The following is a 23507-nucleotide window of genomic DNA, read 5'->3' on the forward strand; positions in this document are numbered from 1 at the left end:
CTGATACGCCCGCACTGATTGCCGATCACCCCGTGCTCGACATGCTCAATACCGTGGACAGCATGGACGGCCAGCCATGCGACCTTTGGCAGACCGATGGGGATGTGTCCGACTGGCTGATGCGCGCCGGCTGGTTGACGCAACCCCTGGTGGGGCGCTATCCACCCGGCGTATTGCTAGCGGTGGCGCGGCACCTGCGTGAGGTGATCCGCGTGTTGGTGGAGGCGCGCAAAGCCGGCCGCACCGCCAGCGCCGATGGGCTGAACGTATTCCTCCGCCAAGCGCCCAGCCACCCCGTTCTGGTGTGGAGCGACGGCACACCACGCGTGGAACGCCTGCGCCCGACCGATTCGGTGGAACAGTGCCTGGCACCGGTGGCCGAAGCGGCCGCGCTGTTGCTGGCCGAGGGTGATTTCACGTTGATCCGCATGTGCGAACACCCCGATTGCACGCGTTGGTTTTACGACCGCACCAAGTCGCACAAGCGCCGCTGGTGCAGCATGGCGCTCTGCGGCAATCGACATAAGGTGGCGGAATACCGCAAGCGCCAGCAGCGCTGACGCGTCGACCACATCCGGCGTTGCAATGTTGGAACGCCGCGTCGCAGCGGGGGCCGCTGCGCGTACTGCGTCGGGTTCGTAACCTGTTCTCCCGAAACATTGCATCCCTTCAGGAGAACAAGCATGTCGCAAACCCAATCCAACACGCCGGCCCGCCTGGCGGGCCGCAACGCCATCGTCACCGGCGGCTCGCGCGGCATTGGCGCCGCCGTAGCGCGCCGCTTGGCCGCGGACGGCGCGCGCCTTGCCGTGGTCTACCGCAGCAACCGCGATGAAGCCGACGCCGTCGTCAGCGCCATTCGCGCAAGCGGCGCAGAAGCGATCGCCGTGCAGGCCGATGTGGCAGACGCGACGTCCGTCAACGCCATGGTCAGCGCCGTGCGCGAAGCATTCGGCGCCATCGACATCGTCATCAACAACGCAGGCATTCTGGAAGGGCAGCCGGTCGGCAGCATCGACGCCGCCTCGTTTGATGCGCAATTCCGCACCAATGCGCTGTCGGTCATCCTCGTCACGCAAGCCGTGCTGCCGCACGTGCCGGCTCGCGGCGGCCACATCGTCAACGTGTCATCCAGCCTGGTGTATCGCCCGCGCGCAGGGCTGTCGGTGTATGCGGCAAGCAAGGCCGCAGTCGGCGCATTGACCCACGCGTTTGCCATAGAACTAGGCCCGCGCAACATCACCGTCAACGCCGTGGCACCGGCACTCACACGCACCGACATGACCGCCCCCATCCCCGACGAGGTCAAAGCCCACATGCGCGAATCCACACCGCTAGGCCGCCTGGGCGAACCCGAAGACATCGCCGACGCCATCGCCTTCCTCGCCTCGGACGACGCACGCTGGATCACCGGCCGCACCCTAATGACAGACGGCGGCTTCATCTAAGCCAACCACCAAGAGCGGCCACAACGCCAACCCTCGCACTCAGACGGTGTAGCCGTTGACGTTCCTGCCCTAGATGGCGCCTTGAATTTCTGTTGCAGAGAGGAAAAAGGAAGGGGAACTGTCTGAGCGAAGCGAGTTTTCCCCTTCCCCTCTCTGCGACAGAAATTCAAGGGGAAGTCGCCATCTCGGGCGCGCCTTTCTTTGCTTACTTTCTTTGGCAAGACAAAGAAAGTGAGTCGCCCCCGGCAGGGGGTGAAACAAGGGATGCACCCCCAACGCCCCCAAAGAAAGCAAGCACCAAACCCTTACTCCGCAACCTGCCTAACCAACCGATAAATAAACTCCCGCCCGTCATACAGCCGCGCAATCTCAATCCGCTCATCCAGCCCATGCGTACGCAAGTCCGCCGGCTCGGTAAACAACCCCGACACCCCATACATCGGAATCCCCGCATTGCGCATGAACCGGCTATCGGTCGCCCCCGTGCTCATAGCCGGAATCACCGGCACGCCCCAGGTCTGCTGCGTCAGCGCCTCCACCGTCTTCACCAAGTCACCATTGAGCGATGAAGCCGGGCTAGCCAGCGGCTTGTTGACATAGCGCACGCTGATCTTGTCGTTGGCCAGCACCTGCTTGAGCTGACGATCAATATCCGCCGGATCATCGTGCGGCAAGATCCGGCAATTCACGGTCGCCTTGGCCGACTGCGGCAGCGCATTCTCGGCATGGCCGGCGTTGACCATGGTGGCTACACACGTGGTCCGCAGCTGCGCGTTGTAGAACGGATTGGCAGACAGCCGATCAATGGCCGCCTGGTCCGGCTTGCCGGTGCCCACCGCACGCATGTCTTCCGCCAGTTGCCCCGTCGCCAGCGGCGCGCTGCGTGCAAAGTAGGTCTGCGTCACATCCGCCAGCTTGACGGGAAACTGATACGCCCCCAGCCGGTCCAGCGCCGCCGACAGCGCATAGACCGGGTTCGTCTTGGTCGGCACTGAACTGTGGCCGCCCACGTCGCGCACTTCCAGCTCGTACGTCGTGTACATCTTCTCGGCCACCTGAATGCGATGGAGTACCGGCTTGCCATTGCGCAGCTCGCCGCCACCGCCTTCGTTGATGCCGAATTCGGCCTTCACCAGCTCGGGCTTGTTGTTGACAATCCAGTACGCACCGTTGCTCGGCACGTCACCGCGTTCTTCATCCGTGGTGAGCGCAAGGATGATGTCGCGCGCGGGCTTGAAGCCTTCCTGCTTGAGCTGGCCCAACACCGACACAAAAGCCGAGGCCATCGCCTTGTCGTCAATCGCGCCGCGTGCGGTGAAGTAACCGTCGGTCTCCTGCAGCTTGAACGGGTCGGTCTTCCAGTCTTCGCGCTTGGCCTCCACCACGTCGATATGCGCAAGCAGCAAGACGGGTTTCTTGGCGCCCGTGCCCTTCCAGCGCAGCACCAGGTTGCCCTTCTTGGGGAAAGGCTCGATCACCTGCATGTCCGCGGCGGCAAAGCCTGCCTCACGCAGGCGCTTCTCCATGGCCTGCGCCGCCTGAGTGGTGTCACCGGCCGAATGCGTCGTGTTGATCTCGACCAGCTCTTTGTAGATGTCGTGATAGCGCTGCTGCTCAGGCGTGAGCGTAGTAGGCGCAGGCTTGCTGGCGGGGATAGTCTGGGCGATGGCGCCGGCGCTGCATGCCAGCACGGCAGCAGACACCAAGGCCCGAACGGGAACACGACGACACTGGAAACGCATGACACCTCCGAATAATCGTTATGAGTGCACCGCATAAAACAAAGCGGGGCCAGTCCAAAGACTGACCCAGCAGTGTAGCCCCGAGGCAGCCACTTCGCTGCCGGGGCAATCCATCCGAAACCCGCGCGTTACATCGCCACGCGGAACACCGCCACAGCGCGGCGCAATTCGTCCGCCTGCTCTTCCAGCGCTTGCGCAGCGGCAGCGGCTTCTTCCACCAGCGCGGCGTTCTGCTGCGTCACGTCGTCCATCTGCGTCACGGCTTCGTTGATCTGCTCGATACCGCTGCTCTGCTCTGCCGAGCCCGCACTGATCTCGCCCATGATGTCCGTTACGCGCTTCACGGCCACGACGATTTCTTCCATCGTCTTGCCGGCACGTGCCACCAGCGTCGAGCCCGATTCCACACGCGTGGCGGAGTCTTCGATCAACGATTTGATTTCCTTGGCGGCACCCGCACTGCGTTGCGCCAGCGTGCGCACTTCACCGGCCACGACCGCAAAGCCGCGGCCTTGTTCACCGGCACGTGCGGCTTCCACCGCGGCATTCAGCGCCAGGATGTTGGTCTGGAATGCGATGCCTTCAATCACGGCGATGATGTCGGTGATCTTGCGCGACGAATCGCTGATCTCGCCCATCGTGGCAACCACGTCCTGCACCACGGCACCGCCCTGCACGGCAATCTCGGATGCGCTCACCGCCAGCGTGCTGGCCTGACGTGCGTTGTCGGCGTTCTGCTTCACGATGCTCGTGAGCTCCTCCATGCTCGACGCCGTTTCTTCCAGCGAGCTGGCTTGCTCTTCCGTACGCTGCGACAGGTTGGTATTGCCCGCGGCGATCTGCTGCGTGGCCGAGGCGATCGATTCGCTGCCGCGGCGCACCGTGACGACGGTTTCCTTCAGCTTGGCCTGCATCTGCTGCAGACCTTCCATCAGCACGCCCATCTCGTCACGCGAGTGGATGCGCACATCGGTGGTCAGGTTGCCGGCGGCAATCTCGCGGAAGTGCACGAGCATCTCTTCCAGTGGGCGCGAGATGGCGCGCGACAGGATGAAATAGCAACCCGCCGCCAGCGCCAGGCCCACGGCAATGACGATGCCGAACGTCCACAGCAGGCCGCTGAAGAACGATTGAGACGCGGCATACGCGGCGGCAGACACCTCTTCTTGGATCGCGTTCAGACGATCGGACTGCTCTGCATAGGTGCGGAACTGCATGGGAATCTTGTCCACCACCAGTTGGCGCGCCGTTTCCTTGTCGCCGCGCTTGATGGCGTCAATGGCCGTCGCGATGCTCTCTTTGACGAGGGTCCGTTGCTTTCCGGCTTCCCCTGCCACACGCTCTTCCTCTGCCGTGGAGAACGGCAACCCGAGGTAGCCCTTCCATCCCTTCTCGCTGGACTCGATTTGCGCGCCAATGCGGCCAATGGCATCCGCCACCTTGGCCGGATCGGTTTCGAGAATGGCGCGGTCCAGTGCGTTGCGTGCCTGGGCAAGCTTGGCCTCCGCAACACCCAGCTGCCGCGTGGACGGCAGGTTGTTGGCGAAGGTTTCCTTGAGCGCCGCATTCGAGCGCAGGTTACCGACCAACCCCAGCGCACCGACGCCCGCCAGGAATACCGCTAAAACGAACAGCACCAGCGCAAGCCGTGCCTTGATGGAGAGCGTCTTCATATCCGTCGTGAGAAATGTGTGGGGCGCGAAGCGAGTCCTCTAAGAGAACCGAGTTCAGCAAAACTAACGACAGATACTCATCAAACTTTAACTACATTCCGAGGGTTTCCCCGGAGAACGAAGCCCCGTGCACGTCTTGGCTCAGGCCTGCATGCGCACCATCAGCGCGTTATCGAGCGGCACGCCGCGCACCGTCACGGTCTGGCGTGCCATTACCGCAAACCCGTTGCGGGCGAAGAATGGCTCAGCGCTCAAACTTACGTGGGCCTGCACGCGCGTCATCCGGCGTTGCGCGGCCAGATTGAGGATGTGGTTCATCAGGCTCTGGCCGACACCCTGCCGCGCGTGGGTGGCAGACACAAAGAAGTGGTCGATATAGCCAGTGGCCTGCAGGTCGGCATAGCCCACGGGTTGTCCGTCGATTTCCGCCACAAAAGGCTGAATGCGGCGAATGCGCTCGGCCCATTGCTCGGCGTCGTAGTCGGCGGGCGCCCAGGCTTCGAGTTGCTCAGGGCGATAGCGGCTAGCAGCGATGCCGTGGACGGCGGAATAGAAGATGGCGTGGAGCGCGGACTCTTCGCCCGCGCGGAAGGGGCGGATCACCAAGGGGTGGCGCTGGAGTGGTGCATTCATGGTCATTGCCCGGCGTACGGCAAATCCATGGAGGCTAGCACGTCCTTGATGTGCTGCGCCGCCTGCTGGGCATTCTGCGCGGCGGGCACGGTCGGCTGCTGATCGGTCGACAGGTTGCGCACGTGGTCATCAATGCTAATGCCGGTGCCCAGCGGCGCCAGCATCGCGGCGGATTCATGCATGGCCCATTGGAAGTCGTTGAGCGGTGCATTGCGTGCCGCTTGCAGGCCTGCGGGGTTCGCTGCCATGGCACGGGCTGCAACGGGGTCGCGGTTGTCGTCGGGGGCGCTGAGCTCGAGCACTTGGCTGAGGTCGGGCGCGCTGGCATCGCGCGCGGTGAGCGGCGTCTGGATGCTGTAGCGTACGCGCAGCGTCTTGATGATGGCGGTGTGGTCGTACGGCTGCGCGGCGGTTGAACGAAAGATGGTGCCCTTGGGAATCCACGGCGACACCACCACCGTCGGCACGCGCACGCCCAACCGGTCAAACGCAAAGAGCTGCCCCGGTTGCGGCGGGCTGGGCGGCACGGCAGCGGGCGGCGGCACGTGGTCGAAACAACCGCCGTGCTCATCAAACGTGATGACGAGCATCGTCTGATGCCAGTGCGGTGAATTGCGCAGCGCGTTGTACACCTTCGCGACCAATGCATCGCCATAGCCAACATCGTGCGGCGGGTGCATGTCGTTGGGCCAGTCGAGATCGGCAAAGTAGCGCGGTTCGATAAAGCTGTACGAGGGCAGCTTGCCGTTGGCGGCATCGTCGAGAAAATCGTCGAACAGGTGGAAGTGATCCAGATGCAGCCACAGTCGCGTGAGCGTGAGCGACTGCGCGAAGTCGTGGTAGTAGACGGCCCAATCGTCGGGCACGACGCCGTCGAGCGCGTTGAACAGCGTCGGCATCAAATACGGAAAGTGCACCGGCGAATTGTTCGGATAGCCATGCGCGGTGCCGGTGTGCACGAAAAACCGGTTGGGCCACGTCTGGCACGGCGCGGAGGCAAACCACGCATCGCACACGGCGTAGTTGCGCGCCAAGGTGCTGAGCGCCGGTACCTGGTCCGACGTGAAGAAATGCATGATGTTGCGCGGATCACCACCGTTCTTGGCGTAGTTGGTGGTGAAGCCCTGCATGGTGGGCGTCTGCCCCAACGGCATCTGCTGGCCGAAGAGCTGCTGGTTGATGTCGGTAAAGAGCTCGCCCGGGTCGGGGTTGGGCAGCGTCATCACGTTGGGTGGCACCGGTGTCGTCCACACGCGGATGGGTTCGCCGCCGCCATCGGGGTTGGTCTCGGTGCCGGAGAGGCCATCAAACTCGGCGCTCTTGGGATACAGCGTGCCGAACAGGTTGTCGAACGACCGGTTCTCCAACATCAGCACGACCACGTGCTGGATTGCGTTCAAGCCTGCCATGGTGGCCCCCTCGTTTTTGCTTGTGCCGATCACTGCCGGTCACTATAGAAAGAAACGAAGGGGATTGGCGCCGCGCTGCCCGATGCGCTGATCAACGTACCGCCGGCAGCACACGCCACGCAATCAACGCGCTGCCGGCCGCCACCAGCCACACCACCGGCCAAGACGACCACGCCAGCACATACGGCAAGCCCAGCGAAGTCACCCCAAGCGCGGTGAAAGCGCCCGTATTGCCCAGGCCCAGCGCCGTGCCTGCTCGCTGTGCACCGGCCAGCGTAGCCATCTCGGTATAGCCCACGCCATGCCAGGCCGACACGCAGATGCCGCCCGCCACGATGGCTGCCACCAGCGCGACGCGCATGACTGTCAGGTCGATCAACAGCGCCGACGTCATCCACGCCACACCGGCCAGCACGACGAACAGCGCAACGCTCAACCGGGCGCACATCCGCAGATACGCGCGGCGATTGCCGTGGCGGTCGGTCCAGCGGCCGCTCCATACGCGCATGACGGCCGCGCCACCCTGCACGGCCGCCATGGTCAGGCTGAGCGTGAGCACGTTGGCATGCGCAAAGTCGCGCAGAAACACCGTGGCGAACGCAACGACCGCCCCCTGTGGCACGCACAGCAGGCCGATGGCCAGGGCCATGCGCCACAGCATCGGGTCTCGCAATGGCCCCGGCATGGCGGATGCCGTGGTGTTGGCGGCGGTAGCGCTCACCACATCCGGCGCGTCATGCACCCACAGCCACGTCAGCACCGCCGTCAATACGCACGCCGCCGCCAGCACGCCATACACCGCAGCAAACCCGGCATGCGCGGCGAGGCTCGGTAGGACCAGCGCGCCGATCCCCCCGCCCAGCGGCACGGCAGTCTGGCGAATGCTCATGGCCAAGCCGCGCTCCCCCTCACGAAACCAGCCCATGACCGCGCGCCCACTCGACCCATTCACGCTGCCGCCCAACAGGCCGACGCTCAGCATGCCGGCCACCAGCCACGCTAGCGGCGGCACATTGCCATGCAGGGGTGCAACGCAGCACGCCATCACGAACAACGCCAGCCCCGTAAGCCCCAACCCCGCTAGCAGCACAGAGCGATCGCCCCAGCGGTCGGTCAGCAAGCCCCAGGGTAATTCGCTGATGGCGATACCCAACCCCAACGCCCCCAGCGCCACGCCCAGTTCGGCATTGCCCAGGTGATACGCCGAGCGGATGAACACGGCCGTGGTCGGAATGCCCGAAAACGCCGCCGAAAAACTCGCGTTGGCCGCCACCCCCACGCCCAACACCTTCCAGCGGTGATGGCGTGACATGGGCGTGGTCGCGGCCGGTACACACACGGCTGTCGTCATGATCGTCTCTCCAGAAATGCGTTTGACAGCCGCAGTCTGGCGGAGCAACATCCGACCTAAATGACGTTAATCCCTCATTTCAAGACATCATGCGCAGAATCGGCTTTCTGGTGTTTCCAGGCTGCAGCCTGTTGGATTTCACCGGCCCGCTGACGGCCTTTGACGTGGCGAACCGGCTGCATGCCGCCACCTCCGGGCAGCCGGCCTATCGGATCGACGTGCTGTCCGAAGGCGGCTCGCTCGTGCAAAGCGCGCCAGGCCTCGTCATGCAGACGCAGGGGCTGGACGACCCGGCCTTCGACACGCTGGTCATCTCCGGCGGCAACGGCCCGCGGGAGGATGCGTTCTCGTCCCGGTTGATCGCCTTCGTGCAGGAAGCGGCACAGCACTCGCGGCGCATGACGAGCGTGTGTTCCGGTGCATTCGCGCTGGCGGCAGCCGGGCTGCTCGATGGCCGCCGCGCGACCACGCACTGGCGCATGGCGGCTTTGCTGCAACGGCGCTATCCGCGCGTGCAGGTGCAGAGCGACCACATCTTCATCCACGACGGGCCGGTGTGGACCTCGGCCGGCATTTCTTCAGGCATCGACCTTGCGCTGGCGTTGATCGAAGACGACCTGGGCGTCGAGGTGTCACGCGCGGTGGCGCGTGAGCTGGTGGTGTATCACCGGCGGCCGGGCGGGCAGTCGCAGTTCTCGGCGCTGCTGGAGCTGGACCCAGCATCGAGCCGCATCGCCCGGGCGCTAAGCTACGCGCGCGAACATCTGCATGAGGCGTTGGATGTTGACCGGCTGGCCGACGTCGCACACCTGAGCCGCCGCCAGTTCGATCGCGCCTTCGTGGCCGAGACCGGCCAGACGCCCGCCAAGGCCATCGAAAAGCTGCGGGCCGAGGCTGCCCGCCCGCGCGTGGAAGCCGGCGATGAATCGCTGGAACAAGTCGCCCGCGCCGTGGGCTTTGCTGATCCGGAGCGCATGCGGCGTGCGTTCATTCGCGTGTTTGGGCAGCCGCCGCAGTCGGTTCGGCGCTCCGGGCGCGGCGGGCACGCACGCCTGGTCGCATAAGACGTTAGACGTTACCCTCGCCGATTCAGAAACCGCGCCTTTGACGCTTGCCTTGATGCTCGCTGACACCACACTGCCCCTGCTCTACAGCTATCGCCGTTGCCCCTACGCCATGCGCGCCCGCTTGGCGATGCTGCAGGCCCACCGGCGCTTCCAGACCTACGAGATCGTCATGCGCGATAAGCCGGCGGAAATGCTGGCGCTCTCGCCCAAGGGCACCGTGCCCGTGTTGCGCCTGCCCGATGGCACCGTGCTGGAAGAGAGCCTCGACATCATGCGCTGGGCACTCGAGCAGCCAGACACAGATGGCTGGTGGTGCCGCGCCCAATCCGACGACAACCTCGCCCTGCTGCGCACGAACGATGGCGATTTCAAACGCCTGCTCGATCGCTACAAATATCCGGATCGCTATCCGCAAGAGGCCCAAGAGACCATACGGCGCGAGACCGCCCGTGCCCACGCAGTTGAAACCCTGCTGATACCGCTGGAATCACGCTTGCAACATCAGCGCTATCTTGGCGGCTCGATGCCGTGTGCAACTGACTTGGCGATCTTCCCGTTCGTGCGGCAGTTTGCAGCGGTGGAGCCCGATTGGTTCGCCCGCCAGCCGCTGCCGGCACTGCAAGCCTGGTTGGCCGAATGGCTGAGCAGCCGGCTGTTCGAGGTTTGCATGACCAAGCAGCCAGTACAGGCCGTTGCCGCGTTTCCCGAGTATCCGCACCCGACTGATGGAGGCATGTCGCCATGAAGACCACACCGGATGCCGCACCCGACAGCACCGCAGCGCGTGTGGCCTTGTGGCGCGCTCTGCACGTGCAGATCGATGCGCCGCCGCACGTGCTGGAGGATACGGTCGGCCTGCAATTGCTCGCACCCCCTGCCGACTGGCAGCAGCGCGACGACATGGACCCGCAGTTCACCCGGCCATTTCGGGCATCGATCGTGGCGCGTGCACGTTTCATTGAAGACCTCGTCATCGAGCACGCAGCGCAAGGGCTGAGCCAGTACGTCATTCTGGGCGCGGGCCTGGACAGCTTCGCGCAGCGCCGGCCGGATGTTGCGTCGCGCATGACCGTGTTCGAGGTCGATCCGCCCAACCCGCAGGCGTGGAAGCGCCAACGTTTGGCGGAGCTCGGTTTTGGCACACCGGATTGGCTGCGCTTCGTGCCAGTCGATTTTGAAGCGCGCGCGTCGTGGCAGGACGCGCTTGTCGCCGCCGGTTTTGACACCAGCAAGCCGGCCGTGGTCGTGTCCACCGGCGTGAGCATGTATCTGACCAAGGAAGCGAACGCTGCCACGCTACGGCAGGTGGCATCGCTGGCGCCAGGCTCCATGTTTGCCATGACGTTTCTGCTGCCGCTGGAAATGGCCGCGCCCGAAGTCCGCCCCGGCCTGGAGATGGCCGAGAAAGGCGCACGTGCCAGCGGCACACCGTTCATCAGTTTCTTTACCCCGCCCGAAATGCTGGCGCTGGCACGCGAAAACGGCTTTCGTGATGCACAGCACATCTCCGCCGACACCCTGACGCAGCGTTACTTTGCCGGCCGTGCCGATGGCTTGCGTCCCCCCGCCAATGCGGAGGAATTGCTGATTGCGACCGTGTAGCTCCTAGCGTTCACGCACAGGACCCGGCAGCGCCTTCAAGCCGATCCACAGCACACCGATGACCATATTGATAGGCACACTCAACGCGCTCGGCACATAGAACAATGCCGACAGGCACGGCGTCTTGAGCGCCAGTTCCGCCACCCCACCCAGCGCATAGCAGACCGCACCGCACCAGAGCCACCGCCGCATATAGGCCAGCAGCCAGTGCGCATGCGCCTGGTTGAAGCGCCATGCAGCGGAGCGTTCAAACAGGTTGCCGTGACTGGCATCCTTGAACAGCCAGCCAAAGAAGAAGTAGCGATACAGCAGCGTACGAAAGGCGAGCTCTTGCATGATGGCTCCCTCAACCAAGCCTGCTTCAGGCAAGCAAGTTTGGCTCCAAAATTGGCCGGGCGCCATGGCCCGCGCGCGCAAGTCGGTGATGGCGCACGCACGCCGTTGAGCCTATCCTCGTCAATCCACCACGGAGGCAACGCATGAAGAAAAACGCACCGGACAACGCAAAGGACAACGCAGCACCGGCAGCCGAGCAGATCGACGCCCGCATTGCCGAGCTGAACGACTGGCGCGGTGCAATGCTCACCCGCCTGCGCACCGTCATCCTGGCAGCCGACCCTGGCGTGGTCGAAGAATGGAAATGGAGCGTGCCGGTGTGGTCGCACCACGGCATCCTCTGCACCGGCGAGGCCTACAAGCAGACGGTGAAGATGACGTTTGCCAAGGGTGCCTCCGTGCCGGACCCTGCCGGGCTCTTCAACTCCAGCCTGGACGGCAACGTCCGCCGCGCGATCGATTTTCGCGAAGGCGACACGGTGAACGAGAAAGCGCTGAAGGCGCTCATCCAGGCGGCCATTGCCGTGAACAAGGCCGCCGCAAAACGCTGAGCCGCGCGCGCGTGGCGCCAGAGCGGCTAACATACGGCCCGCCTGAACAACCCATGGAGCCACTTCAGTGATTCAACCGACCCCCATCTTCAAGGACAACCTCGCCCAACTGCCCGCCATTGACGGCGTCGAGCGGATCGACTTGGTGGACGGCCAGGGCGCCGTGGTCGCCGACATCGAGAACAAGCCGGGCAAGCAAGGTTCGCTGGCGGTGTACCACTACCTGCAGCAGGCCTTCGGCCAGCTCGATGCCAAGGCCGCCGAACACGGACTGGCCGTATTTGCCGAGCACACCGCCGATGCGCGCAACCGCCCGGGCGCGCATCCGAATGTCGACCGGCTGCTCGCCATCGCGGCGGGGGCGGAAGCGCTGCGCATCAACGTCGTGGCCAAAGGCTGACGGCGCTGTTGGCGACGCAATGAAAAGGGCCGGCACCACGCCGGCCTTTTTCTATCTTGCTGCGACCATCGCGGCGGCAGTTGCAACGCCATCAACCATCCACAGGGTGTGCAGGCGTCTCAAGGTTGAGCTGGTAGAACGCGGCATCGAGCCAGCGGCCGAACTTGAAGCCCGCCTCTTTGATGGTGCCCGCATGCACGAACCCGAGCCGGGTATGCAGGGCGACGCTGCCGGCGTTGGCCGCGTCGATGCAGCCGACCAGCACGTGCACCTGCGCCGCTTGCGCGCGCCGGATCAGTTCACGCAGCAGGCGTTCGCCCAGCCCGCGCCCACGGCAGCTGTGGTGCACGTACACGCTGTGCTCCACCGTGTACTTGTAGGCGGGAAACGCGCGGAACGTGCCCCAGCTTGCGAAGCCCAGCAGCCGGCCCGAGGCATCCACCGCGCCCACCACCGGAAACCCGCCGGCACGCTTGGCGGCAAACCACGTCTGCATGGCCTGCGGCGGGCGGGGAACGTAGTCATACAGCGCCGTGGAGTTGACGATGGCCTCGTTGAGGATGTCGAGGATGGCCTGTGCGTGCTCCGCCTCGGTGCAATCGATCAGGCGGATGTCGTCGCTCCGGATGTCGTCGTTCGGCTTGGGGGCAGGCATGCGGGGCTCCAAAAGGTAGGCGGCTTCGCGGCAGGCGCGAATTCCATCTTAATGGATGTATTTTCCAGAAAACTGGATACCACCGTCAACCGGGTTGCCCCCGGGGTTGTGCCGGCTAACGCAACGCGCGCCTCGCCAGCCACCGCTTGTAACGCCGCGTCTGGCAGGCCGTGGCCAGCTGTTGCACCACCAGCGCCCGCAGGGGCGAGACACGTGGGTGGGTACCTCGCCCCCGGCTCAGGCGATTGAGCTGGAACTTGACGACCGCCATGTTGGCCAGTGAGCCCAGCACCTTGTTCTTCCAGGTAATGGGCTGCAGCACGGGTGCGCTGTCCTTGCCGGCATGCCAGTCGCGCGGCAGGTTCGGATCAATCGACAGCGCCGTGGCAATGCCCACCATGGCAATGCCGCTGTCCACTACCTGCTCCGCTACTGCACGGCGGCGGATGCCGCCCGTCACCATCAGCGGCATGTGTGCCACGGCCGCAATGTCGCGCGCGAATTCCAGGAAGTACGCCTCGCGCGCCAGCGTGCGGCCATCGCGCGCTTGGCCCTGCATGGCCGGGGCTTCATAGCTGCCGCCCGACAGTTCCACCAAATCCACGCCCAGCGGATTGAGCATCTCCACCACACGCTTCGCATCTTCCGGGCTGAAGCCGCCGCGCTGGAAATCCGCCGAATTGAGCTTGACCGCCACCACGCACTGCGCCGATACCGCACCGCGCACGCTGCGTACGATGTCCAGCAGCAAACGCGCGCGGTGTTCAATCTGGCCGCCCCACGCGTCCTGCCGCTTGTTGGTGATGGGCGAAAGAAACTGGCTCAGCAGATAACCATGCGCTGCGTGAATCTGCACGCCGGTAAAACCGCTCTGTTCGGCCAACACTGCGGCCCGCGTAAAACGCTGCTGCACCTCGGCGATATCGGCTTCCGTCATCGCCCTGGGCACCGGAAATTGCTTGGACAAGGCCCCCAGATCCATCGGCACGGCGGATGGGGCCAAGGTGGGCTGCCCCAACGCAGCCGGCATCTGGCGACCGGGGTGGTTGAGCTGCATCCACACATGCGCGCCATTGGCCCGGGCGATCTGCGCCCAGCGCCGGAAACGGTCGAGATGCGCATCGTCTTCCAGCACTACACCGTTGGCGCCAGTCATGGCACGGTGGTCCACCATGACATTGCCCGTGATGATCAGCCCCGCCTTGCCCTTGGCCCAAGCCTCGTACAGGCGCAGCAGCGCATCGGACGGTGCGTGGTCTGCGTCGGCCATGTTCTCTTCCATGGCGGCTTTGGCCAGACGGTTGGGGATGACCGCGCCGTTCTGCAGCGTGAGCGGGGTGAAGAGCTTCATGGGGTTGCCTCGTTTGACGACCTTTCCACGTTAAGCTTAAAGTCGACTTTAATGTCAAGCCCCTTCGGAGCCGTCCGCATGAAGATCGGAGAACTCGCCCAGCAGAGTGGCATTGCCGCCTCGCGCATCCGGTTTTACGAGGCCAGCGGCTTGCTGCAACCCGCGCAACGCCAGGCCAACGGTTACCGTGAGTACGCGCCCGATACACTCAGGCGCCTGGAGATCATCCTGTGCGCGCAGGGTGCCGGATTCTCGCTGGACGAAATCCGCACGCTGCTGCCGCCCGATCTGGACAACTGGCAACACGAAGCACTGCTCGTTGCGCTGCGGCGCAAGATTGCCGAGATCGAACTGCTGGAACAGCGGCTCGCGCAAAGCAAACACCAACTACTGGCCTTGACCAACGAGATCGAGCACAAGGACGAAGCCGAAGCGTGCGCAGACCGTGCCAAGCGCCTGCTGGACAAGGTGCACGCGGACGCCGCGCAGCAGCCCCGCGCCGAACCACCAACGCAGCGCACAAAAAAGCGCGCCTGAGCCTGCGCACGCAGGCGCCCGCCATCCTCCTGATTGCCAGCCATGGGCACGGGGCGTAGCATGGGCTGGCCCTTTTTCGGGAGGCACTCCATGTCTGCCCAGCACGAAGATAAGGTCCGCCAGCACATGGCGGATGCGGTGGCCCTCGCACGCGAACGTGCACCCGATATTGCCGCGCTGTTCGAGCCCTTTCTGCGGCACTACTACGGACTGGCGGACCCCGAAGACGTGACCTCGCGCAGCGTGGCCGACCTGTATGGCGCGGCTATGGCGCACTGGCAGTTGGGGCAGAAGTTCGTGTCCGGCCAGCCGCGCGTGCGCGTCTACAACCCCACCCTGGAACAGCACGGCTGGTACTGCGGCCACACGGTGGTCGAGATCGTCAACGACGACATGCCGTTCCTGTTCGACTCCGTGACGATGGAGATCAACCGGCAGGGGCTCGCGCTGCATTCCGCCTTCCACCCGGTCTATCGCGTGCAGCGCGATGCGGCCGGCATGCGCGTGGCAGTCGCCGCTGGCGGCGGCGTCCAACGTCCCACTGCCCTGGCCGGCGACATGCCCCACACGCCCAACGATGCCGACCGCGAAACCCACGGCACCGCGCGCTTCGAGTCCACCATCCACATCGAGGTCGACCGCTTCTCCGAGCCCGAGCGCATGCAGGCACTGCACGATGGCCTGGTGCGCGTGCTGCGCGACGTGCGTGCCACGGTAGACGACTGGAAGCCCATGCAGGCCGCCGCCCAGGCCGCCATCGATGCACTGGCCGCGCGTGCGGCGCAGCCCTCCACCGGTGAGGTGGAGCGCGCGGAGATTGCCGAAACGCAGGCCTTCCTCATGTGGATGCTGGAGCGGCATTTCACCTTCCTCGGCTACCGCGACTACGAGCTCATCACGCAAGACGATGGTCATTACCTGCGCGGCATCCCCGGCACGGGCCTGGGCGTACTGCGTGAAGCGCTGCGCGATGCCTCCACGCCAGACACCACGCGCCTGGCACCGGGAGCCGCCAAATTCATCGACGCGCCTGAGCCGATCTTTCTGACCAAGGCCAACTCGCGCGCGACCGTGCACCGCCCTGGGTATCTCGATTACGTCGGCATCAAGCTGTTCGACGCGCAAGGCCGCGTGTGTGGGCAGCGGCGGTTCCTGGGCATGTACACATCGAACGTCTACATGGTGCCGACCGAAGATATTCCGCTGGTGCGGCGCAAGGTGGCCGATGTCATCCGGCGCACCGGCTTTCTGCCGAATGGGCACCTGGCCAAGACGCTCGCCACGATCCTGGAGCAATACCCGCGCGACGAGCTGTTCCAGATGGACAGCGAAGCGCTGCACGACATTGCGTTGGGCATCCTGCGGCTGCAGGAGCGCCAGCGCACGCGGCTGTTTGTGCGCCGTGACCCGTTTGACCGCTTCGTGTCGTGCCTCGTGTTCGTGCCGCGCGAGAAGTTCAACACCGACCTGCGCGTGCGCATCCAGAAGCTGCTGCTGGACGCCTACCACGGCACCGCCGCGGAGTTCACGCCGCAGTTGTCGGAATCGATGCTCGCGCGCATTCACATCACCGTGCGCACACAGCCGGGCGACGTGCCCGACGTGGATGTGACCGAGCTGGAAGCGCGCATCGTGCAGGCGGCGCGGCGCTGGCAGGACGACCTGTCGGACGCGCTGCTGGCGCGCGGCGGCGAAGAGCGCGGCAACCGTCTGCTGCGCCGTTACGCCGATGCCTTTCCCGCCGGCTTTCGCGAGGACTACCCCGCGCGCCTGGCCGTGCGCGACATCGAACTGATGGAGCCGCTGCTGGACAAGGACACCGCCGCCAACCTGCTCACCATGCAGTTATACCGGCCGCTCGAAGCGCCGTCCGGTGCGCTGCGCTTCAAGATCTACCGCGCGGGGCAGCCGACCTCGCTCTCGCACAGCCTGCCGATGCTTGAACACCTGGGTGTGCGCGTGAACGAAGAGCGCCCCTATTGCATCGAACCCGCCGACGCCGCGCCCATCTGGATGCACGACTTCGGCATGGAAATCGTCGATGGCAGCGAGGTGGACCTCGACGAAGCCCGTGCGCGTTTTGAAGAAGCCTTTGCGCGCATCTGGAGCGGCGAGCTGGAGAACGACGATCTCAACCGCCTCGTGTTGCAGGCCGGCCTGACCTGGCGCGAGGTGCGCATTCTGCGGGCGTACGCGCGCTATATCCGTCAGATTGGCTCGACCTTCAGCAATGCGTATATGGAAAGCGCACTGAACGGCAACCCGTCGATCGCGCGGGCGCTGGTGCATCTGTTCCTGGTGCGCTTCGACCCCGCGCTGGACGCGGCCGAACGCACCCGCCAGAGCGACACGCTGCGCAAGCAGATCGACGAAGCGCTGGAAGACGTGCCCAACCTGGATGAAGACCGCATCCTGCGTCAGTTCCTCGGCGTGCTGGAGGCCACGCTGCGCACGAACTACTTCCAAAATGCCGCGCAAGACGGGCAACCCAAGCCGTATCTGTCATTCAAGTTCGACCCTGCACGCGTGCCGGGTTTGCCCGAGCCCAAACCGATGTTCGAGATCTGGGTGTATTCGCCACGCGTGGAAGGCGTGCACCTACGCGGCGGCAAGGTGGCGCGCGGCGGGCTGCGCTGGTCGGATCGGCGCGAAGACTTCCGCACCGAAGTGCTGGGGCTGGTGAAGGCGCAGATGGTGAAGAACACCGTCATCGTGCCGGTGGGCTCCAAGGGCGGCTTTGTCGTCAAGCAGCCGCCACCTGCCACCGACCGCGATGCGTATCTGGCCGAAGGCGTGGCGTGCTACCAGACCTTTCTGCGCGGCTTGTTGGACCTGACCGACAACTACGTCGACGGCCGCCTCGTACCCCCGCGCGACGTGGTGCGCTACGACGAAGACGACCCCTATCTGGTCGTGGCCGCCGACAAGGGCACCGCCACGTTCTCGGACTACGCCAACGCCATCTCTGCCGAATACGGCTTCTGGCTGGGCGATGCCTTTGCCTCCGGCGGGTCGGTTGGCTACGACCACAAGAAGATGGCCATCACCGCGCGCGGCGCGTGGGAATCGGTCAAGCGGCACTTCAGCGAGATGGGCGTCGATACGCAAACGCAGGACTTCACCGTGGTCGGCGTGGGCGACATGTCGGGCGATGTGTTCGGCAACGGCATGCTGCTCTCGCGCCATATCCGGCTGCTGGCGGCGTTCGACCATCGGCATGTGTTTCTCGATCCGTCACCCGATGCGGCCACGAGCTTTGCCGAGCGCGAGCGCCTGTTCAATTTGCCACGGTCAAGCTGGGCCGACTACGACCGGGCGCTGATCAGCCCCGGCGGCGGCGTGTTCCCGCGCACGGCCAAGGCGATTCCGCTATCGCCCGAGGTGCGCGCCATGCTGGATGTGACCGCCACTGAGATGGCGCCGAACGATCTGCTGCACGCCATCCTCAAGGCGCCGGTGGATCTGCTCTACAACGGCGGCATCGGCACCTACATCAAGGCCAGCACCGAGACGCACGCGCAAGTGGGCGACCGCGCCAACGACGGCCTGCGCGTGAATGGTGCAGAGCTGCGCTGCAAGGTGGTGGCCGAAGGCGGCAACCTGGGCTGCACCCAGCTTGGCCGCATCGAATACGCACAGCGCGGCGGGCGCATCAACACCGATGCCATCGACAACTCGGCCGGCGTCGATTGCTCCGACCACGAGGTCAACATCAAGATCCTGCTGGGCCTGGTGGTGGCCGACGGCGAGATGACGCTCAAGCAGCGCAACACACTGCTGGCCGAGATGACCGACGAGGTCGGCACGCTCGTCTTGCACGACAACTACTTCCAGACGCAGGCGTTGTCGCTTGCACGCACACGCACCGCGCTGTGGCTGGAACCCGAAGCGCGCCTGATGCGGCATCTGGAGCGCAACGGGCGTCTGAACCGGCACATCGAGTTCCTGCCCGCAGACGAAGAGATCGACACCCGGCGCGCAGCCGGCGGCGGCTTGACCACACCCGAGCGTGCCGTGCTGATGGCCTACAGCAAGATGTGGCTGTACGACGTGCTGCTCGGTAGTGAACTGCCAGACCAGCCGTTCATTGCCGATGGCCTGCCGGGGTACTTTCCGCAGCCGCTGCATACGCGCTGCGCGTCGGCCATCCCTCGGCACCCGCTGCGGCGCGAGATTCTGGCGACGATGCATGCCAACGCGCTCGTCAACCGTGCCGGCGTGACCTTCGTGCACCGCCTGGCCGAAGAAACCGGCGCCGAGCCGCTGGCGGTGGTATGGGCGAGCCTGGTGGCACGGGCCGTCTATCGGCTCGATGCGCTCTGGCAAGCGGTGGACGCGCTGGACGCGCAGGTGCCACACGACACGCAAGCCGCGCTGTTTACCGCGCTGGCGCAACTGCATGAGCGTGCCACGCTGTGGTTCTTGCGGCGGCGCGTGGCGGACGTGCCCGCCACGGTGGAGCACTTTCGCACGGCAGTCGATGCGCTAGCCTCGGACATCGACTCGCTGCAGACGGAAGCCTCCATGCAGGCCGCCGCGCAGCAACAGCAGGTGCTGGTCGACGCCGGTGTGCCGGATGCGCTGGCACGCGTAGCAACCGGCATCCCTGCGCGCGTGTCGCTGCTCGACATTGCTGAAGTGGCCAGTGCGTGCAACTGCGATGCCAAGCTCGCGGCGCGCGCGTACTTCGCGCTGGATCAACCATTGAACTATGGGTGGCTGCAAGGCGGCATTCTCGGCCTACCCGCGCAAACCCACTGGCAGATGCTGGCGCGCGCCACGCTGCTGGAAGAACTCGGGCAACTGCGCCGCCGTTTGACGGGGTCCGTATTGCGCAACGCACCGTCGGGCGCCAGCGCGGACGCCTTGGTGGAAACCTGGCAAGCCACCCGGCAAGACGCATTGACGCGCTACAACCGCGTCATCGCCGACCAGATGACCGCTGGCCCGGCCGATCTGGCGATGTTGTCAGTCGGCTTGAAAGCGCTGGCGGAAGTGGAAGCCTGAGCCTGCTGACACGCAGCGCCAGCGCTGCGTTGACCTTGACGGGCGCGGTGTCGTGCGAGAGCGGTGGCTGCACCATTAACGCATCGACCACGCCCGGCGCAAAGAACAGGCAGTACGTTGATCCACCGTACTGAAAAAAGCCAAGCTCCTCGCCCTTGCGTGCGAGGGGACAAGCAAGGTCATTCAGGGTATTGGGGGTGGCGAACTAGGCGCGGACGAAAGACGTTGCGTATGGCGCGGCCCGCGCGACATTGCGCGCGAGCCTATGGGCGAAGTTCAGCAGCATGGGACTCAATGCGGCTCCATCCGCTCACGTTGTTCATGCCGTTCGTGTTCCTCATGTTCTTCGCGCGCGCGGCGCTTGATGGCCTCGCGATCGTGACGCAACTCACGGCGTGCGTGCTGTAGCTCGCGGTGCTCGTCGTGGCGTTGCTCCATCCGCTCGGCGTGTTCCATGCGCTCGGCGCGTTCCGCGCCTTCATGGTCGCGGTCCATATCCGGGCGCGTTGGCGGCATCGGTTGGGCGAATACGGCCCCAGCAACCGCCAGCAGCGCGGCAACGAGTGTGGCTTGGGTTTTCATGGTGGCTCCTCGAGAGTTGTCTTTGGATGCCAGCCTCGGGTGTGCAGGCGGTCGCCAACGCAATCGCGTTCAAACCCAGAGGTGGCATCTGCAACTCAGCAAAAACCTCGCCCCATGCAGAGTGCGGCGCAGGCTTGGGCCACTTGCCGTGTGTTTCCGTTTGTATCGGCGCACGCGCGTCACCCGTTGCCTGGGCTACGTGCCCAGACAATGCAGACGGCGTGCGGGAGAAACGGTAGGAAGGACAGTTCAGTGCGGCACGGCAGCAACGCGGCGCGCAACGGTGCGCACGTGCCCGGATGCCTTGAGGAAAACGTAGCCCTGAAGCGTCACCCTGGCATAGCAGCGGTCGGGACCACGGCGTTCCAGTGTGACGAGCTGACGTTCGATCAATGCCTCAACATCGGCGCGGTCCAAGTCCGCGGCTTCGGCACCCTCGTTGACCAAGAGCAAAACGGCAAATTCATGGGGACTCAGCACAGTTGTCTCCAGCTTTGTTTGTGTGTCGCGTGCGGCGCTTGCGACGGGGGCTTGGTTCACTGACAGCATGAGCACTGCAAGGGGAAAAAGAGAGAGAGCCGATGGACTCGCTTGCAGGAGAACCCAGCATAGGCAGACGCGCGTCGGCAATCAAGAGGGCTCCGCGCCGGTTTGCGCAACCACGCGATGCGCGCGCCGGACATTGCTGCCCAACAAGCGTTTGCTGTGCTGTGCCGCGCACTGGCGGCAACGATTGCGCATCGCATCAAGACGTTCCCTTAATCCTTATGTGTTAACGCCGGGGAATGGTGCAACGGCTTGCAATCGCGCAGACAAAAAAACGCCCCGGTGACGCGCACACCGGGGCGCTTGAGGGCCGTTGGGGCTATCCGCCCCTTCTTGTTCTCTGCGACCGCTCAACGGCCGCTGGCGACGATGTTGGCGCGGCGCCCGAAGCCGTGCAGCGGGTCGATGAGCTCGGTGCGCTCCAGTGCGGCGTATGGGTCTTCGAGCTGAGCGTGTGCACCAAAGGCGTGGAAGCTGCGGTAGCGTTCCGTGGGCCGGTCCGCCGCTTGCACTGCAGCGCGGCCATGCACGACCGCACTCACGCCGCCATAGTGGCGCGCCATGCCGGGGCGCATGGCAAAGGACTGCGTGGGCGCTTGCGGGTCCACCCAATCGTTGCGGCCCAGACGGCCACGATAGCCAAAGCGGTGAAAGCCTGCGGCCTCCGCCGTCACCTCGTCGACCGCCTTGGCCACGCGGTGCGGCTGCGACTGCGGCGGCGTTGGCGACTCGGCTCGGGCCAGCGAGGGCTCGGTACGGTCGACGCGCTCCACCACGATGACTTCGCTGGCGGCAAGCACGGGTTCCTCGGGGTCGTACTCTGGGCTGCGAACGAACGGCGTGGGCGATGTGGCCGCGCCCTCGGGCGCGGCGCGGCCGGTCCACTCTTGCCATGAGCGCACATGCGTGATGTCGCCGTCGTCATCGTGGTCGACCACCAGCAGGCGCGTATTGCGCGGGCGTTGCCAGGCGGGCTTGCGTGCTTGCAAAGCCGCGCGCGACGCCGCTGCCATTGGCGTCAGTGTTGGTGCCTTGGTACTGGCCATCTTGCGGCGGAGAGCGCGATCCAGCCGCGACAGCGCCATCCACACCACCAGCACCCCACCCATGCCGGCAATGATGTTGCCGTACATGCGCAGCTGCTCGAACGGCAGGCCGCTCGGGCCCACGCTGCTGATCGAGTAGCCCACGTACAACCCCAGCAGCCCCCAGATCGAGATCACCAGGATAGGCCGGAAGATGCGGAACCACAGCACGTGGTGCAGCGTGCCGACAATGCCCTTGTCGGAAAACGACTGCCGGATTGAATTGCGTGAAACGTCAATGACAAGCATGGTCATGGCGAATGCCCCTGTTGTTGTACGCCCCGGTCGGGGCTAGTCCAGCGAGCGCGCGCGCGCGTGCGTTGAAAGGCGACAGCCGGAAAACCGACCACCGTGGTAATGAGGTTGAGAATCCAGAACGCTACCGGGTACCAGACGGTGTCGATGAAGTAGCGCAGGATGCCGTCGTCGTAGCGGCGGTCGATAAAGCAGCCGACCAGCAACTGCAGCACGCACGTGATGAACAGCAGCGTGCCATGCCAGCGCGGGAACGCCTCCATGCGCCATTCGGGCGGCATGTCGATAAAGAAACCCGCCACCGACCACGTGATGACAAACAGCATGTTGTACGCCCACACGACCGACAGCGCGTATTCAAAGAAGATCGGCCACATCATCGATTGACGCAGGCTCAGCATGGCCGGCGCGTACTTGATGAGCGCCTGGATGCCGCCCTTGGCCCAGCGCAAGCGCTGCTTGTACAGGCCGCGGAACGTCTCGGGCATCAGGATCCACGACAGCGCGCGCGGCTCGTAGCGGATGATCCAGCCGCCCACCTGCAGCTTCCAGCTGATGTCGATGTCCTCCGTGAGCATGTCGTTGCTCCAGTAGCCCACCTCTTCAATGGCGTGTTTGCGGAACATCACGACCACGCCCGACACCGTCAGCAGCCGGCCATACACCTGCTGCGTGCGCTTGATGAGCCCCACGATCGACGAGAACTCGCCCACCTGCATGCGTCCCAGCAGCGTGGAACGCGTGCGGATGCGCGGGTTACCCGTCACCGCGCCGATGGTGGGGTTCTCCATCAGGTGGCGGATCATCCAGGCAATCGCATCCACGTCGAGGATGGAATCGCCATCAATGCACATGAGGTACTCGGCATCGGTCACCTGCGCCGCGGTGGTCAGCCCGATCGCCTTGCCCTGGTTGGACGACTGGTGGATCACCACGAGCTGCGGATACTCGGCGGCCAGTTCGTTCAGGCGCTCGCCGGTGCGGTCGGAGCTGCCGTCGTTCACGGCGATGATGTCGTAGTTCGGATACCGCATGCGGGCCAGGTGGCTGATCACCTCGCGCACGTTGGCCTCCTCGTTGTAGCAGGGCACGATGACCGATACCTTGGGGTAGCTCTTCACGCCCAGCAGCGCCAGCGGATGCTGGATGTGGCTGGTGCCACGCTCCAGCAGGAAGTAATGCAGCAGCCCCCCGATCATCCAGAAATACGACATGAAGAACGGGTAGTAGAAGACAAAGCCGGAGATCCAGCGCTTGGCCAGAAGCAGGTCTGCCAC

21 protein-coding genes are annotated in these 23507 nt (G+C 64.8%); 9 read left to right on the forward strand and 12 right to left on the reverse strand.

Annotated features, from left to right (window positions below; translation table 11 throughout):
- Window positions 1–32 precede the first annotated feature (32 nt).
- The gene (locus AB0305_RS00970) at window positions 33–560 is read left to right on the forward strand and encodes an ABATE domain-containing protein (protein WP_366170587.1); all 528 of its coding nucleotides are present in this window, start codon (window positions 33–35) and stop codon (window positions 558–560) included.
- Window positions 561–683: 123 nt separating this feature from the next.
- A complete protein-coding gene (locus AB0305_RS00975) occupies window positions 684–1448 on the forward strand; it encodes a 3-oxoacyl-ACP reductase family protein (protein WP_366170589.1) in 765 nt (254 codons plus the stop codon).
- A 305-nt stretch (window positions 1449–1753) separates the two neighbouring features.
- Here AB0305_RS00975 and AB0305_RS00980 read toward each other — a convergent pair whose 3' ends face one another.
- From AB0305_RS00980 to AB0305_RS01000, 5 genes are all read right to left on the reverse strand, one after another.
- Complete coding sequence (locus tag AB0305_RS00980; protein ID WP_366170665.1) at window positions 1754–3151, reverse strand: M20/M25/M40 family metallo-hydrolase; 1398 nt, start codon at window positions 3149–3151, stop codon at window positions 1754–1756.
- A gap of 167 nt (window positions 3152–3318) precedes the next feature.
- The gene (locus AB0305_RS00985) at window positions 3319–4863 is read right to left on the reverse strand and encodes a methyl-accepting chemotaxis protein (RefSeq protein WP_366170591.1); all 1545 of its coding nucleotides are present in this window, start codon (window positions 4861–4863) and stop codon (window positions 3319–3321) included.
- A gap of 141 nt (window positions 4864–5004) precedes the next feature.
- On the reverse strand, window positions 5005–5502 hold the full coding sequence (locus tag AB0305_RS00990) for a GNAT family N-acetyltransferase (protein WP_366170593.1): 498 nt from the start codon (window positions 5500–5502) through the stop codon (window positions 5005–5007).
- The gene (locus tag AB0305_RS00995; protein ID WP_366170595.1) at window positions 5499–6905 is read right to left on the reverse strand and encodes an alkaline phosphatase family protein; all 1407 of its coding nucleotides are present in this window, start codon (window positions 6903–6905) and stop codon (window positions 5499–5501) included. The genes AB0305_RS00990 and AB0305_RS00995 overlap by 4 nt, the downstream gene beginning before the upstream one ends.
- A gap of 91 nt (window positions 6906–6996) precedes the next feature.
- On the reverse strand, window positions 6997–8256 hold the full coding sequence (locus tag AB0305_RS01000; RefSeq protein ID WP_366170597.1) for an MFS transporter: 1260 nt from the start codon (window positions 8254–8256) through the stop codon (window positions 6997–6999).
- An 89-nt stretch (window positions 8257–8345) separates the two neighbouring features.
- Between AB0305_RS01000 and AB0305_RS01005 the strand changes: the two genes are divergently transcribed.
- The 3 genes from AB0305_RS01005 to AB0305_RS01015 are packed head-to-tail and all read left to right on the forward strand — an operon-like array spanning window position 8346 to window position 10925.
- Entirely contained in the window at window positions 8346–9320 is a 975-nt protein-coding gene (locus AB0305_RS01005; RefSeq protein ID WP_366170599.1) for a DJ-1/PfpI family protein, read from the forward strand.
- Window positions 9321–9375: 55 nt separating this feature from the next.
- A complete protein-coding gene (locus AB0305_RS01010; protein ID WP_366170601.1) occupies window positions 9376–10068 on the forward strand; it encodes a glutathione S-transferase in 693 nt (230 codons plus the stop codon).
- Window positions 10065–10925: a class I SAM-dependent methyltransferase gene (locus AB0305_RS01015; RefSeq protein ID WP_366170603.1), complete on the forward strand. Its 861-nt coding sequence runs from the start codon at window positions 10065–10067 to the stop codon at window positions 10923–10925. The genes AB0305_RS01010 and AB0305_RS01015 overlap by 4 nt, the downstream gene beginning before the upstream one ends.
- Window positions 10926–10928: 3 nt before the next feature.
- Here AB0305_RS01015 and AB0305_RS01020 read toward each other — a convergent pair whose 3' ends face one another.
- Entirely contained in the window at window positions 10929–11261 is a 333-nt protein-coding gene (locus AB0305_RS01020; protein ID WP_366170605.1) for a hypothetical protein, read from the reverse strand.
- A gap of 143 nt (window positions 11262–11404) precedes the next feature.
- Here AB0305_RS01020 and AB0305_RS01025 point away from each other — a divergent pair, with 143 nt between their 5' ends.
- Window positions 11405–11812, forward strand: coding sequence for a DUF1801 domain-containing protein (locus tag AB0305_RS01025; RefSeq protein WP_366170607.1), 408 nt, complete (start codon window positions 11405–11407; stop codon window positions 11810–11812).
- A gap of 67 nt (window positions 11813–11879) precedes the next feature.
- The gene (locus tag AB0305_RS01030) at window positions 11880–12212 is read left to right on the forward strand and encodes a DUF2322 family protein (RefSeq protein WP_366170609.1); all 333 of its coding nucleotides are present in this window, start codon (window positions 11880–11882) and stop codon (window positions 12210–12212) included.
- A 91-nt stretch (window positions 12213–12303) separates the two neighbouring features.
- On the opposite strand, the gene AB0305_RS01035 is transcribed toward AB0305_RS01030, so the two are convergent.
- Together AB0305_RS01035 and AB0305_RS01040 are read right to left on the reverse strand one after the other, a co-directional pair.
- A complete protein-coding gene (locus AB0305_RS01035) occupies window positions 12304–12867 on the reverse strand; it encodes an N-acetyltransferase family protein (RefSeq protein ID WP_366170611.1) in 564 nt (187 codons plus the stop codon).
- A 115-nt stretch (window positions 12868–12982) separates the two neighbouring features.
- On the reverse strand, window positions 12983–14218 hold the full coding sequence (locus AB0305_RS01040) for an NADH:flavin oxidoreductase/NADH oxidase family protein (RefSeq protein WP_366170613.1): 1236 nt from the start codon (window positions 14216–14218) through the stop codon (window positions 12983–12985).
- 78 nt (window positions 14219–14296) lie between these two features.
- Here AB0305_RS01040 and AB0305_RS01045 point away from each other — a divergent pair, with 78 nt between their 5' ends.
- Both AB0305_RS01045 and AB0305_RS01050 read left to right on the forward strand, forming a co-directional pair.
- Window positions 14297–14755: a MerR family transcriptional regulator gene (locus AB0305_RS01045; protein WP_366170615.1), complete on the forward strand. Its 459-nt coding sequence runs from the start codon at window positions 14297–14299 to the stop codon at window positions 14753–14755.
- Window positions 14756–14845: 90 nt separating this feature from the next.
- The gene (locus AB0305_RS01050) at window positions 14846–19762 is read left to right on the forward strand and encodes an NAD-glutamate dehydrogenase (protein WP_366170617.1); all 4917 of its coding nucleotides are present in this window, start codon (window positions 14846–14848) and stop codon (window positions 19760–19762) included.
- 291 nt (window positions 19763–20053) lie between these two features.
- On the opposite strand, the gene AB0305_RS01055 is transcribed toward AB0305_RS01050, so the two are convergent.
- The 4 genes from AB0305_RS01055 to pgaC form a co-directional block, all read right to left on the reverse strand.
- Entirely contained in the window at window positions 20054–20344 is a 291-nt protein-coding gene (locus tag AB0305_RS01055) for a hypothetical protein (protein ID WP_366170619.1), read from the reverse strand.
- A gap of 249 nt (window positions 20345–20593) precedes the next feature.
- Window positions 20594–20884: a hypothetical protein gene (locus AB0305_RS01060; RefSeq protein WP_366170621.1), complete on the reverse strand. Its 291-nt coding sequence runs from the start codon at window positions 20882–20884 to the stop codon at window positions 20594–20596.
- A 356-nt stretch (window positions 20885–21240) separates the two neighbouring features.
- Entirely contained in the window at window positions 21241–22230 is a 990-nt protein-coding gene (gene pgaD, locus AB0305_RS01065; protein ID WP_366170623.1) for a poly-beta-1,6-N-acetyl-D-glucosamine biosynthesis protein PgaD, read from the reverse strand.
- Complete coding sequence (gene pgaC / locus AB0305_RS01070; protein ID WP_366170625.1) at window positions 22227–23507, reverse strand: poly-beta-1,6-N-acetyl-D-glucosamine synthase; 1281 nt, start codon at window positions 23505–23507, stop codon at window positions 22227–22229. The genes pgaD and pgaC overlap by 4 nt, the downstream gene beginning before the upstream one ends.

This window comes from Arthrobacter sp. NPDC080086, assembly GCF_040702285.1.

Excerpts from the sequence above, each read along its gene's own strand:
- AB0305_RS01005 (WP_366170599.1), top strand. The coding sequence starts at position 8,346 with ATGCGCAGAATCGGCTTTCTGGTGTTTCCAGGCTGCAGCCTGTTGGAT.
- AB0305_RS01035 (WP_366170611.1), bottom strand. The coding sequence starts at position 12,867 with ATGCCTGCCCCCAAGCCGAACGACGACATCCGGAGCGACGACATCCGC.
- AB0305_RS01050 (WP_366170617.1), top strand. The coding sequence starts at position 14,846 with ATGTCTGCCCAGCACGAAGATAAGGTCCGCCAGCACATGGCGGATGCG.
- AB0305_RS00995 (WP_366170595.1), bottom strand. The coding sequence starts at position 6,905 with ATGGCAGGCTTGAACGCAATCCAGCACGTGGTCGTGCTGATGTTGGAG.
- pgaD (WP_366170623.1), bottom strand. The coding sequence starts at position 22,230 with ATGACCATGCTTGTCATTGACGTTTCACGCAATTCAATCCGGCAGTCG.
- AB0305_RS01045 (WP_366170615.1), top strand. The coding sequence starts at position 14,297 with ATGAAGATCGGAGAACTCGCCCAGCAGAGTGGCATTGCCGCCTCGCGC.
- AB0305_RS01000 (WP_366170597.1), bottom strand. The coding sequence starts at position 8,256 with ATGACGACAGCCGTGTGTGTACCGGCCGCGACCACGCCCATGTCACGC.
- AB0305_RS01040 (WP_366170613.1), bottom strand. The coding sequence starts at position 14,218 with ATGAAGCTCTTCACCCCGCTCACGCTGCAGAACGGCGCGGTCATCCCC.
- AB0305_RS01010 (WP_366170601.1), top strand. The coding sequence starts at position 9,376 with ATGCTCGCTGACACCACACTGCCCCTGCTCTACAGCTATCGCCGTTGC.
- AB0305_RS00985 (WP_366170591.1), bottom strand. The coding sequence starts at position 4,863 with ATGAAGACGCTCTCCATCAAGGCACGGCTTGCGCTGGTGCTGTTCGTT.
- AB0305_RS01055 (WP_366170619.1), bottom strand. The coding sequence starts at position 20,344 with ATGAAAACCCAAGCCACACTCGTTGCCGCGCTGCTGGCGGTTGCTGGG.
- AB0305_RS01025 (WP_366170607.1), top strand. The coding sequence starts at position 11,405 with ATGAAGAAAAACGCACCGGACAACGCAAAGGACAACGCAGCACCGGCA.
- AB0305_RS00975 (WP_366170589.1), top strand. The coding sequence starts at position 684 with ATGTCGCAAACCCAATCCAACACGCCGGCCCGCCTGGCGGGCCGCAAC.
- AB0305_RS00990 (WP_366170593.1), bottom strand. The coding sequence starts at position 5,502 with ATGACCATGAATGCACCACTCCAGCGCCACCCCTTGGTGATCCGCCCC.
- AB0305_RS01020 (WP_366170605.1), bottom strand. The coding sequence starts at position 11,261 with ATGCAAGAGCTCGCCTTTCGTACGCTGCTGTATCGCTACTTCTTCTTT.
- AB0305_RS01015 (WP_366170603.1), top strand. The coding sequence starts at position 10,065 with ATGAAGACCACACCGGATGCCGCACCCGACAGCACCGCAGCGCGTGTG.